The 13,305-nt window shown below is 67.4% G+C and carries 11 protein-coding genes; 7 read left to right on the plus strand and 4 right to left on the minus strand.

From position 1 onward, the window contains the following. Positions 1 to 9: 9 nt before the first annotated feature. Together ppk2 and BJ970_RS35175 are read right to left on the minus strand one after the other, a co-directional pair. Complete coding sequence (gene ppk2, locus BJ970_RS35170) at positions 10 to 834, minus strand: polyphosphate kinase 2 (RefSeq protein ID WP_184732226.1); 825 nt, start codon at positions 832 to 834, stop codon at positions 10 to 12. Between the two features lie 374 nt (positions 835 to 1,208). Further along, the gene (locus tag BJ970_RS35175; RefSeq protein WP_184732228.1) at positions 1,209 to 1,619 is read right to left on the minus strand and encodes a hypothetical protein; all 411 of its coding nucleotides are present in this window, start codon (positions 1,617 to 1,619) and stop codon (positions 1,209 to 1,211) included. Positions 1,620 to 1,982: 363 nt separating this feature from the next. Here BJ970_RS35175 and BJ970_RS35180 point away from each other — a divergent pair, with 363 nt between their 5' ends. The 3 genes from BJ970_RS35180 (at position 1,983) to BJ970_RS35190 (ending at position 4,153) form a co-directional block, all read left to right on the plus strand. Further along, entirely contained in the window at positions 1,983 to 3,362 is a 1,380-nt protein-coding gene (locus BJ970_RS35180; protein WP_184732230.1) for a helix-turn-helix domain-containing protein, read from the plus strand. A gap of 11 nt (positions 3,363 to 3,373) precedes the next feature. Then, positions 3,374 to 3,748, plus strand: a complete 375-nt coding sequence (locus BJ970_RS35185) for a hypothetical protein (protein WP_184732232.1) — start codon at positions 3,374 to 3,376, stop codon at positions 3,746 to 3,748. Between the two features lie 216 nt (positions 3,749 to 3,964). Further along, positions 3,965 to 4,153 (plus strand): ubiquitin-like protein Pup, encoded by a 189-nt coding sequence (locus tag BJ970_RS35190; protein ID WP_184732234.1) that lies wholly within the window; start codon positions 3,965 to 3,967, stop codon positions 4,151 to 4,153. A 100-nt stretch (positions 4,154 to 4,253) separates the two neighbouring features. Here BJ970_RS35190 and BJ970_RS35195 read toward each other — a convergent pair whose 3' ends face one another. Further along, complete coding sequence (locus BJ970_RS35195) at positions 4,254 to 4,865, minus strand: Rv1733c family protein (RefSeq protein WP_184732236.1); 612 nt, start codon at positions 4,863 to 4,865, stop codon at positions 4,254 to 4,256. Positions 4,866 to 5,200: 335 nt separating this feature from the next. On the opposite strand from BJ970_RS35195, the gene BJ970_RS35200 reads away from it, so the two are divergent. The 3 genes from BJ970_RS35200 (at position 5,201) to BJ970_RS35210 (ending at position 9,995) form a co-directional block, all read left to right on the plus strand. Next, positions 5,201 to 7,744: a heavy metal translocating P-type ATPase gene (locus tag BJ970_RS35200; RefSeq protein ID WP_184732238.1), complete on the plus strand. Its 2,544-nt coding sequence runs from the start codon at positions 5,201 to 5,203 to the stop codon at positions 7,742 to 7,744. A 61-nt stretch (positions 7,745 to 7,805) separates the two neighbouring features. Continuing rightward, on the plus strand, positions 7,806 to 8,267 hold the full coding sequence (locus BJ970_RS35205) for a universal stress protein (RefSeq protein ID WP_184732240.1): 462 nt from the start codon (positions 7,806 to 7,808) through the stop codon (positions 8,265 to 8,267). Positions 8,268 to 8,399: 132 nt separating this feature from the next. Continuing rightward, a complete protein-coding gene (locus BJ970_RS35210; protein WP_184732242.1) occupies positions 8,400 to 9,995 on the plus strand; it encodes a PD-(D/E)XK nuclease family protein in 1,596 nt (531 codons plus the stop codon). Positions 9,996 to 10,226: 231 nt separating this feature from the next. On the opposite strand, the gene BJ970_RS35215 is transcribed toward BJ970_RS35210, so the two are convergent. Continuing rightward, positions 10,227 to 11,606, minus strand: a complete 1,380-nt coding sequence (locus BJ970_RS35215) for an HNH endonuclease signature motif containing protein (RefSeq protein ID WP_184732244.1) — start codon at positions 11,604 to 11,606, stop codon at positions 10,227 to 10,229. Between the two features lie 332 nt (positions 11,607 to 11,938). On the opposite strand from BJ970_RS35215, the gene BJ970_RS35220 reads away from it, so the two are divergent. Then, complete coding sequence (locus BJ970_RS35220; RefSeq protein ID WP_184732246.1) at positions 11,939 to 13,141, plus strand: IS110 family RNA-guided transposase; 1,203 nt, start codon at positions 11,939 to 11,941, stop codon at positions 13,139 to 13,141. Positions 13,142 to 13,305: the final 164 nt, after the last annotated feature.

Here is a 13,305-nt window from a genome sequence, read left to right on the forward strand (position 1 = left end):
TCGCCCTCGTCACAGCGAAGCAGCGTGGTCGGGCACGTAGGTGTAGTTTTCCCGAGGCGGCCGCTCGTAGTCGCCGGGCGGTGGCCGAACCGGCAGCTCCGCCCTGGGGACCGGCACCTCGTAGTACGGGACGCTGGACAGCAGGTGCGCGATCATGTTGATCCGTCCCCGGCGCTTGTCCTCGCATTCCACGAGATACCAAGGCGCCGCCGCGGTGTCGGTCGCGGCAAGCATCTCATCGCGGGCCCGCGAGTACTGCTGCCAATGGGACACCGATTCCAGATCGACGGCGGAGAGCTTCCAGCGACGCATCGGATCATCGACGCGCTTGCGCAGGCGCCGCTCCTGCTCCGCCTGGCTGATCGAGAACCAGTACTTCCGCAGCAGCAAGCCGTCCTCGACGAGCAGGCGCTCAAAAACCGGGCACTGCCGCAGGAACCGCCGGTGCTCCTGCTCGGTGCAGAACCCCATCACCCACTCGACTCCCGCGCGGTTGTACCAGCTGCGGTCGAAAAGCACGATCTCGCCCGCCGTCGGCAACTGCTCGACGTAGCGCTGAAAGTACCATTGCGAACGCTCCCGCTCCGACGGCGCCGGGAGAGCCGCGATCCGCGCCTGCCTGGGGTTGAGGTACTCGGCCACCCGCTTGATCGTGCTGCCCTTCCCGGCCGCATCGCGCCCCTCGAACACCACTACGAGGCGGGCACCCGCGACCCGAACCCACTCCTGGAGCTTGACCAACTCCCCCTGCAGCCGGAACAGCTCACGTTCGTAAACCGGACGCGGCAGCCGCTTCCGCAGCCCGACCCCGTCGCCCTCCCCGCCACCGGACATGCCCGCTCACCTCCAGCCTCGACGTACGCACATTCGTCGAAATCCCCAGCAATTCCAACAGTATCCCCACCGGTAAGGGTACGACGACAAGTTCACCACAGTGGACTCCGCGGGCTCACCATGCGGCGACGAATGCGCGTTGCAGACGCCATGAAGCGTAGTCGCGACAGTTCCAGTCCGGCGCGGCTACCCGCATCGAGGTGTGCCAGCAGGACATGGCCTGCCCCGGTGTTCGCGGCGGGCTCGTCGCACATCACTGTGGCTATCTCCAGACGCGCCACTCATAGATCCGGTGCAGTTGCTCGGCGTGCTGAAGGACGCCCGCCAACGCCAGGTTCACGGCGATGACCTTGTCCCGAGCCTCATTCACCGACTCACCTCCCGACTTTCCAATCGGCGGGGCCGGTGAGCTGCGGCGGGCGAATGGTGACCGGTTGGCCGAGATCAGCGGGCAGGAAGCACAGCAGGTCGGGTTTCAGCACCGCGATCGGCGCTTGCGCATGCCCTGGGGGCGGCAGTGCGAGCGCCGCCCGGAGGGTCCATACCGCCGATGAGTGGTACTGCCACGACACCAGATCGGGTACGAACACGTCCGAGCCCAGCATGGTCGGCGTACGGTAGGCCGTCGCATCGTCCTCGCCGCGAAGGATCACCACGTCTGCGCACGTCTGCCATCTGTGCACCGCAGCTACGACGTCGGGGCCATGCTTCGGGCCGAACACCCAGAGTCCCCACACAGTGCGGCGCAGCTCGGTCAGCAAGAGGTCAATCTCGGATGAACACATGATCCGCCGCCTCCCGCAACTCGTCTTCTGTGTCGTCCTGGTCGGCGTTGCGGCGCGCTTGCTCGCCGCAACCACATCTCATCGACGAAGATGGCTAACCCGCTGATCACAGCCGAACCGAAGGCAAAGACGGCCATCACGACGAGCACCGTGGTAAATCCGCTCATCGTCACCCCTCCTGCGGTTCCAGTCGCCGTAGCGAAACCGTCGCTCTACGTATCCACCACGTAACCGTGTGGAACTGACGTGGGGGATAATGTGGGCGAAACTCCCACACCTAGCTGGCCTTGTCCTCCTGTTCGTGCAGCTAGCTACGCCCATGCACGTACCGGACATGTGCTGCGGACACGACTGGAGACGTTCATGGCCCGTGCTCCTGAAGCGATCACAGAACTTCGTCGTGCCCTGGGAGCCGCGCTCCGCAGATACCGGGAGGCTTCACCGCTTGACCAAACCGCCATCGGGAAGATCACCGCCTACTCGCGAACGTCGATCTCCCACATCGAGGCCGGCCGCCAGTTCCCAGGCCGTGTCTTCTGGCAAACCGCCGATCAGGCGCTAGAAGCCAACGGCGAGCTTCTCGCCCACTTCGACCGTGTCGTCGCGGAAGCGAAGCGGGTCAAGATTGCCGAACTGCAAGGCGCCCGGGTAGGAAGGAATGGCCCAGCAACACAACCGCGGTTCCCCGGCGCGCCGCACGACGACGATTGGCAACGTGACGACGTGAATCGCCGTGAACTACTCCGCTTGGTAACGGTCACGGGCAGTCTGCTCGCGATCCCCGCTCTTGACATCGACCGGATCCGGCACGCCGCCGAGCACCCCCGCCGCCTCGCCCCCGTGACCGTGGACACCTACGAGCGTCTGAACGCTGAGCTGTGGACGAAGTTCGCCCAGTCGCGATCCAAGCGCGATGTCCTTCCGGCCGCACGGGAGCAGCTCGCCACCCTCCACGCCAGCCTGCACGAGCCCCAGGGGGCAGACGTGCGACGCAGGCTTTGCGCACTGACCGGTGACCTTTTCCAGCTCTGCGGGGAAATTTTCTTCGACGGCGACAGCTACGAGGATGCCGCGCGCTGCTACGCGGAAGCCGCACACGTCAGCAAGGAAGCGCGCGAGTTCGATCTCTGGGCGTGCGCGATGACCCGGCACTCGTTCATCGGCATCTACGAACGGCAGTACAAACAAGCCTCCTCGCTGCTCGACGGGGCTACGCAGCTCGCGGTGCGCGGCAACCCCAGTCGGACTACTCGATTTTGGGTTGCCGCCGTCCAGGCACAGACCCAGGCGGGATTCGGGAACCTCTCCGCCTGCCAACGGGCCTTGGACAAGGCCGAGCAAGTCGCCGACCTCGACGCGAAAGCGCCCGCGACCGGCTGGCTTCGATTCGAAGGCTCACGGCTGGATGAGGAACGCGGCGCGTGCTACGTGACGCTGCGCCGCCCGGACCTGGCCGAGCCCGCGCTGAACAAGGCATTGCTGCAAGCCACTTCCGCCCGCCGCCGAGGGAGCGTGCTCACCGACCTCGCCACCGTCGGCGCGCAGCGCGGCGATGTCGACCAGCTGCTTATGAACGGCGCCGCAGCAATGGACAGCGCCCGGCAGACGGCGTCGGTAGGTTACCTTGGGCGCAAGCTTGGGGATCTGCGAGAACACCTGGTGCCGTACCTCGGCGACCGGCACGTGCGCTACCTGGACTCACAGATCAGAGACGTTGTGACGACATCCGCCCCGAGGCAGTGAGGAGAGTTCCAGTGTCGGACGAGCAAGGACGGATTTTCCGCGAGGCGTGGATCGCCGGGGTGAACAAGTACTACCCGGGCGAGCCGAAGCCCGGCTACATCGCCCCGTGGGAAGACACACCCGATTGGGAGCGCGCCAGCGCGACAGCCGTATACCGGCAGGTACACGACTTCATCGTGGCGACCGAGGGCAGCACGGCCAAGCTCACCCGCGAGCAGAAGGGACGTTTCGTCGCGCTGTGCTGGATCGGCCAGATCTTCCGGCACTTCGAGGACCCCAAACCCGCATACGTGGCCGACTGGGAAGCCATGCCCGAATGGCAGCGCAACACGGACTCCGACATCTTCGAGCGCATCGAGGAGAACGTGACTTCCCGTACGTCCTGACAGCATCCACCGACCACATCAGCGCCCGCCCGGAAAACACCGGGCGGGCGCTGCTTCACGTCCGGACTGCCGCCTTTCCGCATGGTGAATGGGACCGAGGTCCCCTAGCGCCGGTCGGCCATCGTTCGCGACCCTTGCTGTTGCGGGCGCGACTCGCGACCACTGACGCCGGTAATGCGCATGCTCTGGGCACGCATCGACCGCAGGAGGTGCCGAATGCGCCAGGAGAAGACCCGCCGACACACCCGTCATGAGGAAGAACTGGCCGAACCTGCTCCATCGGGGGCGGATCGCCGTGACGAGCTCGACGACACCACCGAGGCCATTCTGGACGAGATCGACGACGTGCTGGAGGAAAACGCCGCCGAGTTCGTGCGCTCGTACATCCAAAAGGGCGGTGAATGAACCGCGCTACGGCACAACACCATCGCCTTGGGCGTCCGGCAAAGTCAGTTCGGCGCTCGGGCCATACCGCATAAGTTCCCGCTGAACGCCCTCGGGGTGCTCAACCCTGCCGGGTCCACTTTGGTTCGATGATTTCCCATTCCCGGTGCCACGCGCGTTCCGCACACCCGTTCGCGATCGCCAGGACGCCTGCGATCAGCACTACGCACAGCGCCTCACCCGCGAGAATGGCCCCGAAAGCGACGCCGAAGGCCGATCCGCGCGCCTGGCTCTCGCCCGGCGGTGCCGCCACAATTCGCTCACTGGTGTCGACCCACAACGGCATCTTGCTCCCCACCACACTGCCCGGCGGAACCTCGACCGTTTCCACCCTCGGGGCCCCGTCGGCACCGGTCCACCGCACCTCGGCCCGATGGCTGGTGACCTGGGCATCCGGGCTGACCGCCAGCACTTGGGTGGTGGGTTGACCGGTCACGACGGCATCCACGGTGTGCCGCGTGGCGGCGGCAACCGCGGCCGCGCGCTGGCCCGCTTGATATGCGGCGTTGCCCCATGCGATCGCCACCAAAGGGACCGCGGTCAACGCCATGATGAGCACGCCTAGCACCGCCGCCGCCGCGACCCGATCAAGCCGCCGCCGCAACGGATTCGCCGTCAGCCCCAACGCGTGAATGAGCCAGCCTGCGCCGGCTGGGACACAACCGCGGTTCATCACCTGCTCCTGGGCGCGTTGTCACTTCCAGGCTGGGCGATGCCCCGGGGGGACATTAGGGCATTTCGTCATGGCCTGCGGAGGCGATTGGCGATACCGCCGGAAACTCACGCGTCGCTTCTGACTCGTCCGCCACAAGCGCCCCGATGAGCGCGCAATGAGCGCCCAAAGTCTCTACCCCACCTGGTATCCAGTGCGAATCCTGAAGCCACGATCGGCAGGGATTCACCTGCGTTGCCGTTAGGCGTGGTGACCGTGCGTATTTGCTTTTCCGTGAGCATGCGCGACTCGGCGCGTGGCCGTCGGCTCGGCCCACCGCTTCCGCGGAGCCCGGCATGAGCGCGGTTGACATCGTCGTCGTGGTCGTCGCCTGCGTGGCCATCGCCATGCTGGGCTGGTTCTTCTTCGGGCCGCGCCGGGCCAGCACCGCTCGCCTCGTCGACGGGGTGCAGCGAGTGCAGGTGATCGTGCGCGGCGGGTACCGGCCAGATGTCATCCGGGTACGTCGGGGCGTGCCGGTGGAGATGGTGTTCGACCGCCGGGAGTCGGGAGACTGCACCGCCCGGGTGGTGTTTCCCGATCTGCGGCTCAGCGCGGAACTGCCCTCGTACCGGCGGACCACGCTCCGGCTGATGCCCGCCGAGCCCGGCTCGTTCGGGTTCGCGTGCGGGATGAACATGGTCCACGGCACGCTGGTGGTCGATGCCGGGGTGGTCGATGCCGGGGTGGTCGATCCCGGGGTGGTCGACCCAGGGGTGGTCGACCCAGGGGTGGTCGACCCAGGGGATGGTGCCGCGCCCGGTGATGTGACCTCGCAGACCGCTCCGGTGGCGAGCGGCCAAGCCGAGCCGACCGCCCCCGAACCGGCAAGCGGCGATGTGGAAACCGAAGAGCGCCGTGCCGAGATCGTCGATCTGACCCGTCGCGTGCTGGTGGGAGTGGTGCTCACCGCGCCGGTGCTGTTCGCGGTGATGGCTCAGCCGTTGTTCGGCGTGGCCTGGATACCGGCCGTGCTGCTCAACCACTGGGTGCAGTTAGCCCTGATCACGCCCGTGATGTGCTACACGGGCTGGCCGATCCACCGCACCGGCTGGATGACGCTGGTCCACCGCAGCGCCGACATGAACAGCCTCATCACCCTGGGCACGTCCGCCGCCTACGGCTACAGCGTGCTGGTCACGGTATTCCCGAGCGCGTTGCCCGAAGAGGTGCGGGAGGTCTACTTCGAGGCCGTCGGGGTGATTCTCACGCTGATCATGCTCGGCCGGCTATTCGAGGCACGCGCGAAAGCCGGTACCGGTGAGGCGATCCAGGCCTTGCTCGGCCTGCAGGCGCGCGCCGCGCGCGTCGTTCGCGATGGCGTCGAGACCGAAATCCCCGTCGAGGACGTCGTCGTGGGTGATGAGGTGGTGATTCGTCCCGGGGAGAAGATCCCCGTCGACGCGACCGTGCTGGCCGGATCCTCGGCCGTGGACGAATCGATGGTCACCGGCGAGCCGATGCCGGTGACCAAACGGGCCGGCGACACCGTGATCGGAGCGACGATCAACGGCACCGGCGCGCTGCGGGTCCGCGCGGCCAAGGTCGGCGCGGACACGATGCTCGCCCAGATCATTCGGCTGGTGCGGCAGGCGCAAGCATCCAAGGCCCCGATCCAACGCCTGGCCGACGCCACTTCCGCCTATTTCGTGCCGGCCGTGATCGCCGTCGCCATCATCACGTTCGCAGTGTGGTTCGTGGCCGGACCGCCGCCCGCGCTGACCCTCGCGCTGGTGTCCTCGGTCGCGGTGCTGATCATCGCGTGTCCCTGCGCGCTCGGCCTCGCCACGCCACTGTCCATCATGGTCGGTACCGGAAAGGGCGCCAAGGCCGGCATCCTCATCCGCTCCGCGGAAGCGTTGGAGACCGCACACAAGCTCGACATGATCGTGCTGGACAAGACCGGCACCATCACCGAGGGCAAGCCCGTGCTCACCGACGTCGTGGTGGCCGGAGCTGTCTGCGAGGCCGAGTTGCTGACCCTGGTCGCCGCGACCGAGGCCGACAGCGAGCATCCCTTGGCGGCGGCGATCGTGGCTGGGGCCCGGGATCGCGGCCTCGTCCTATCGAAAGCGAGCGACTTCGATTCCATCACGGGGAAAGGCGTACACGCTACTGTGGACGGTCATGCGGTGGTTGTCGGTACCGGTTCGCTGCTCGCCAGCTCCGGGATCGACACGCGCCCGCTCGACCCGATCAGCGAGCGACTTTCCGCCGATGGCAAAACCCCGGTCCTGGTTGCCGTGGACGACAAAGCCGCCGGAGTGCTGGCAGTCGCCGACACCGTCAAGGACGACTCCACCGCGGCGATCGCCGCGCTGCGCCGGCTGGGCACCGAGGTCGTGATGATCACTGGCGACAACGCCCGCACCGCCGCCGCCATCGCCAGGCAGGTTGGCGTGCATGTGGTGCGCGCCGAGGTGCTACCCGAGCACAAGGCCGGTGAAATCCGTCGCCTGCAGGACGCGGGCCGCCGGGTCGGCATGGTCGGCGACGGCATCAACGACGCCCCCGCCCTGGCGCAGGCCGATGTCGGCCTGGCCATCGGCACCGGCACCGACGTGGCCATCGAATCCGCCGACATCACCCTGATCTCCGGTTCGCTGACCGGTGTGGTCACCGCGATCCGGCTTTCCCGCGCCACCATGCGCAACATCCGGCAGAACCTGTTCTTCGCACTGATCTACAACGCCATCGGCATCCCCGTCGCCGCCGGAGCGCTCTACCCGCTGCTGGGCATCCGGCTGTCCCCGATGATCGCCGCCGTCGCGATGGCCCTGTCCTCGCTGTCAGTCGTGGGCAACGCCAACCGACTGCGCCGCCACAAATCGCCGAACTAGGGCGCTTGCCTCGGCCCGCTGCGCCCGGGTGGAGGACGCCCATTCCGTCGTGGAGGGCCGCATGAACGAGCAGCAGAGATACGCGATCATCGTCGGGATCGACGGCTCGCCTTCCTCCCAGGACGCCCTGCGCTGGGCCGTCGGCCAAGCCCGGCGCACAGACGGCGAAATCACCGCGGTGATGGTCTGGGATACACCCGCTCTTTACGACTGGCCCTTGCAGACCGCGGAACAACTCGACCGCGTCACCGACGAAACGCTTCGGAAGGTCGTCCGGGAGAGCGTCGACGAAGACGACCTCGCCAGAATCCACACGCAGGTCGCCCGCGGCCACCCCGCCAAGGCCCTGCTGCGCGCCGCCGAATCCGCCGATCTCCTGGTCGTCGGTCGCCGTGGTCAAGGCGGTTTCTCGCCCGCCCTGCTGGGCTCTATCAGCCAGTACTGCGTGAGCCACGCGCCATGCCCGGTGGTCGTCGTGCGTGACCAGCGGCCACGAAGCCGCGACGGGTCTCAAGGAGGCTGAACGGCCCCCGGCAGATCGTCGACGACCACCCGAGCCGGCTGTGGTGACCCCTTCGATGATCTTTCGCCCCGTCCGGGTTATCTTGGTTCACAGGTGGAGCGTCTCGTCGTACCCGCCCGCCAGGAGCTGCCCGTGAACGACACCCTGCCGCCCCAGCTGCCCTACCGCGGCCGCCCCAACTCGATCAAGATCAAGGCGACGTTGCTGGGACAACAAAGTCAGGCGTGTCCGGCCCGGTCCAACATGGAAGCCCGCCCCGGCATCGCCCCACCCACCGGATGGTCCTTGCGCCGCGACCCGTGGCCGTTCCTGCTGGGTGCCGTCATCCAGGCCGTCACCGCGGTCCATCGCGGCGCCGACGAGACCGATGCCATCCGCAAGGCCAACGCCACGGTGTCGCGGCAGGGAATCTCCTTGCACCCCCTCGCCCGGGAATACCTCGCCTCCGCCGTGTGGAACTACCTGGAGGCGCACGAGGACCGGCAAGCCGATCTCGGCCCGTTGGGGTTGAGCAATGAACGCCTCATCCAGCACCCAGGCAAGGAATTGGCCGCCTGGGGGATGTACTACCAAAGCCCCGACGGTGCCATTCGCGAAGTGCGCCGGCTCCGGCTCGGCCAAGTCCGCGGTGCACACGAAGACGACCTCGCCTGGGCGGCGGTCGCCGCGAAACTCGCCGCCGACGGTACCCGTGACGGCGGCACGAACGGGGACCAAGAACCCGACCGGGTCGTCATCACCGAGATCGGACTCGCCGACGCCGGCAGCACCGTCCTCGCCGACCTCAACGCCGCCGGAGCCCGGGACCTCTACGCGAACGCGGCGCTGCCCCGAATCCGCCGTCTCATCGCCGGAACAGACCTGCGACCATGCTGGGACTGCGGGCAATGCCGTTGGTTGTCGATCTGTCCCAGTGTCCCCGACACACCGGGCCTGCTCGGGCTGTCCGAAACCGGCACGCACACCCGCACGGTTAGCGCCTCGGACCTCGATCGCTACGCGGTCTGCCCCGCCCAGTACTTCGCGACCCGCGTCCTCCACCTCCCCGGCGAGAACGACCAAACCAGCGCCCAAACCCGCGGTCTCGCGGTCCATTCCTGGTTGGCCGCGGCACACAGCAGGCCGGCTCACCCGGCCTGCACCCCCGCGGACCTTCCCGAACCCGGCACAGCCCCACCCGCCTGCGCGGACGTGCTCACCGAGGACGAATACCGGGAAGCATGGCCGTTCCTCCGCCAGCACCTCCACCATTGCCCACTGCACCAAGCGGATCGGGACCGGCGAGTCCAGGTCGAACCGTCGTACTACGCCCACGACTCCGCCTGCGACGTCCTGCTGGCCACTACTCCCGACCTCACCTACGGTCACCGCCAAGCACCGATCTGGCGCGAAACCAAAACGACACAGCGGCCCCTGCCGACAAGCGAGGACGACGCGCTCTCGCGGTTCCTTCCAGCGGCGGTCCATATTGTGCTTCTCGCCGCCCTCGCCGCACGACACTCGATCACAGCTCCTGCGAATCCCTCGGTCGAACTGGAAGTTCTCGGCCACGACGACAGCCGCACCTACAGCTACGACGTCACCGACCCGCACTTGGTCGACCACGCGCGTGCCCTGGTGGCCCAAGCCGCAAGCGAATGGAGCCGCGACACGGCCTTCACCACCCGCCCTTCGACCGCGTGCCACTCGTGCTCCGTGAGCCGCTGGTGCGCCGATCGCATGAACTGACCCCGCATTGCTTCTCGCTGCATCTGGCGCCCTGCGGCGCACCAGTAAAGCCGCAGCATCGGGGCGCACAGAGCGTGCTCGGTGGACAATGCGGCGGGTTCGCACACGTCCGTGGAGCTGCTGCAACAGGTGATGGACACGCCGGCCCCAATGACGACCGAGCGGAGGATTCCCGTCTCACTGGTGCCGCGCGGCACGCACGGCCCATGCCCAGTATGACGAGCGCGCCGGTCAGCTGACTGCCGCTTCGGGACGCGCGCAGCACGTTTCGCCCGCCGGGTCCCGCTGCGAGGGGATGAGGTCCCGGAGGTGTTCGCGATGCCGGGCAGGCAACGCCTTGCCGCCTGGTCGCGGTCTTCGGTCGATGTCCACTGTGGGTGGTGGGATGAAGACGGGTCTCCCGTCGCGCATCTCGATTTCCCACCGCTGACTGTGCACGGCGCGATGGTGGTGGCCACACAACATCGTCATGTTGGCCAGTTCGGTGGGGCCACCATCGATCCAGCTCACGAGATGATGCGCGTCGGGGGTTCCCGGCGGCCGGTCGCAGCCGGGGAACGAACAGACGCCGTCGCGCTGGAGTAGCGCGGCACGGATGTGCGCCGGGGCGGTCCGCTTGGCCCGGCCGACGTCCAGGGGCAGGCTCTCGCCGTCGAGGACCATGGGCAGTACCTCGCTGTCGCAGGCGATCCGCCGCGCGTTCTCGGCGGTGATGGCACGCCCGGTGTTCAGCGTGCCGGGCATGCCCTGCTCATCGAGCAAGCCCAGCCCGCGCTTGAGATCTTCGAAGTCGATGGTGATCGTCAGGTGCGGCCGTTGCCCACCGGCACGCGGTACCCCGTCGGAGTCGATGGCCAGATCGAGCAACGCGGCGAAGCCGTCGGCATTGCGCTGCCCGACGCTGCGAGGATCCTTCTCCCCGCCGGTTTCCGGACGAGGCGCGGCCAGCGGCTCGATGAGCGCAACGAATGTCGCCCCGGTCTCACGGTCCAGCCGGGCCTTGATGACCGTCATCCCGTCCCGAGCGGTCCCGTAGTGCAGCTCCCGAGCCTCGTGCTGGTCGGCTTCGTCCTGGTAGGCCCCGTCCTGGTCGAGCAGGTACCTGATCCGTTCGGCGATTGTCTCCAGTTCACGCGGCGGCACCTGGCGGGCGTAGCCGGCCAGGGTCGCCTCGACCTCACCCACCCGGTGACAACGGGCGTACTCCGGCAGCCGGCGCACGCCCGCCACGATCACCCGCCCATGCTCAACACTGATCGCGCCTTCCGACAAGGCGGCGGCGGTCTGGGGAAGCTCGGCGGGCATCGTCTCGCCATACAGCGAAGCCCGGTCCTCGACGTTGCGGGCGACCGTCACCCGCGTTGTGGCGTCGCGGTGGTCGATGTTGAGCAACTCCCGCAACCACACCTGCATCGACCTCGCACCACGCTCGGCATGCAGCCCCCGCCGGTCGGCCTCGGCGATAACCTGCAACTGCTCCATCATCACCACCCGCATGCTCTGCTCAAGGCGCTGAATCCGGGCGATGAGCTCGGCATCGGAGCACGACACCGCCGAGCGCGAAGACATCATCTCCACGCTCGCATCCGGGGTGTCCATCAACGGTGCCATACCCTAATTCTCCCAGATTCGAACACTCATTCGCACGCATTCAAGCATCGCTTGATCAGGTGACCCCCCCGTTATGTTCTTCGTGGTCCTGCAACAGGGCCGCTGGCCTGCGGGCCCGGTATGACTGTTTCCCCCTGTCGTATGCATGACCTGGGGGGTGGTGTCGCCGGGCCCGGGGGTGCCGTTGGAGACGCTGATGAGAGGTCCGGCCACCGCCCAGACCAGGCGCAATGCCCGGCCGATTTGCGGGCGGCAGGTCTGCATAACGTGGATGCGCGCACACGGCACCGAACCGGGCCGGCACCGACGAGAGCCCCATTCGGGAGGGCCGGTTGTACGACATCGACGACGTGGGCGTTTTCCTCGGCCTGGACGTCGGAAAGACCGCCCATCACGGGCACGGGCTGACCCCGGCAGGAAAGAAGGTGTTCGACAAGCCGCTGCCCAACAGCGAGCCGAAACTGCGGGCCGTTTTCGACAAGTTGCGCGCGAAGTTCGGGACCGTGCTGGTGATCGTGGATCAGCCGGCTTCCATCGGCGCGCTGCCGCTGACCGTGGCCCGTGACACCGGCTGCAAGGTCGCCTACCTGCCCGGGCTCGCGATGCGCCGGATCGCCGATCTCTACCCAGGCGAGGCCAAGACCGACGCCAAAGACGCCGCGGTGATCGCCGATGCCGCCCGCACTATGCCGCATACCCTGCGCTCGCTGGATCTCACCGACGAGATCACCGCTGAACTGAGCGTACTCGTCGGCTTCGACCAGGACCTCGCTGCTGAGGCCACCCGCACCAGCAACCGGATACGCGGCCTGCTCACCCAGTTTCACCCCAGCCTGGAGCGCGTCCTCGGGCCCCGCCTGGACCATCGGGCCGTCACCTGGCTTCTGGAACGCCACGGTTCCCCTGCCGCTCTGCGGAAAGCCGGACGCAGCAAGCTTGTTGAGGCGATCCGGTCCAGGGCCCCGCGCATGGCCCAGCGCCTGATCGACGACATCTTCGCCGCACTCGATGAACAGACCGTCGTCGTCCCCGGCACCGGCACCCTCGACATCGTCATTCCCTCCCTGGCCCGCTCGCTGGCGGCCGTCCACGAACAGCGCAGGGCCCTGGAAGCACAGATCGAGACCCTGCTGGAGCAGCACCCTCTTTCCCCGGTCCTGACCTCGATGCCGGGGGTCGCGGTCAGGACCGCCGCAGTGCTGCTGGTCACCGTCGGCGACGGCACAAGCTTCCCCACCGCCGCAAACCTCGCCTCCTACGCCGGACTCGCCCCGACAACCAAGTCGTCGGGGACCTCCATCCACGGCGAACACGCGCCCCGCAGCGGAAACCGGCAGCTCAAACGCGCGATGTTCCTCTCCGCCTTCGCCGCCCTGCACGATCCCGCCTCCCGCGCTTACTACGACAAATGCCGGGCCCGCGGAAAGACGCATACCCAAGCCCTCCTCCGCCTCGCCCGCCACCGCATCAGCGTCCTGTTCGCCATGCTCCGCGACGGCGCCTACTACCAACCCAGAGCCCCACGCGCCGCTTGACAAAAGACATAGAGGCACCCCCCCCCAAAAAAAACCACGAAACCCCCACCCCGCAACAAAAACCCCCACCACACGCCGAAGGCGCCCCTCATCACGACCGATCAAAACCCCTTACGAAACAACCACAAGCCGATCTGCATCAGTCCCAGCCACGGCCGAATCCG

Origin of the sequence: Saccharopolyspora phatthalungensis (assembly GCF_014203395.1) — a bacterium.
GTDB lineage: Bacteria > Actinomycetota > Actinomycetes > Mycobacteriales > Pseudonocardiaceae > Saccharopolyspora > Saccharopolyspora phatthalungensis.

Excerpts from the sequence above, each read along its gene's own strand:
- ppk2 (WP_184732226.1), bottom strand. The coding sequence starts at position 834 with ATGTCCGGTGGCGGGGAGGGCGACGGGGTCGGGCTGCGGAAGCGGCTG.
- BJ970_RS35175 (WP_184732228.1), bottom strand. The coding sequence starts at position 1,619 with ATGTGTTCATCCGAGATTGACCTCTTGCTGACCGAGCTGCGCCGCACT.
- BJ970_RS35180 (WP_184732230.1), top strand. The coding sequence starts at position 1,983 with ATGGCCCGTGCTCCTGAAGCGATCACAGAACTTCGTCGTGCCCTGGGA.
- BJ970_RS35190 (WP_184732234.1), top strand. The coding sequence starts at position 3,965 with ATGCGCCAGGAGAAGACCCGCCGACACACCCGTCATGAGGAAGAACTG.
- BJ970_RS35195 (WP_184732236.1), bottom strand. The coding sequence starts at position 4,865 with ATGAACCGCGGTTGTGTCCCAGCCGGCGCAGGCTGGCTCATTCACGCG.
- BJ970_RS35200 (WP_184732238.1), top strand. The coding sequence starts at position 5,201 with ATGAGCGCGGTTGACATCGTCGTCGTGGTCGTCGCCTGCGTGGCCATC.
- BJ970_RS35205 (WP_184732240.1), top strand. The coding sequence starts at position 7,806 with ATGAACGAGCAGCAGAGATACGCGATCATCGTCGGGATCGACGGCTCG.
- BJ970_RS35215 (WP_184732244.1), bottom strand. The coding sequence starts at position 11,606 with ATGGCACCGTTGATGGACACCCCGGATGCGAGCGTGGAGATGATGTCT.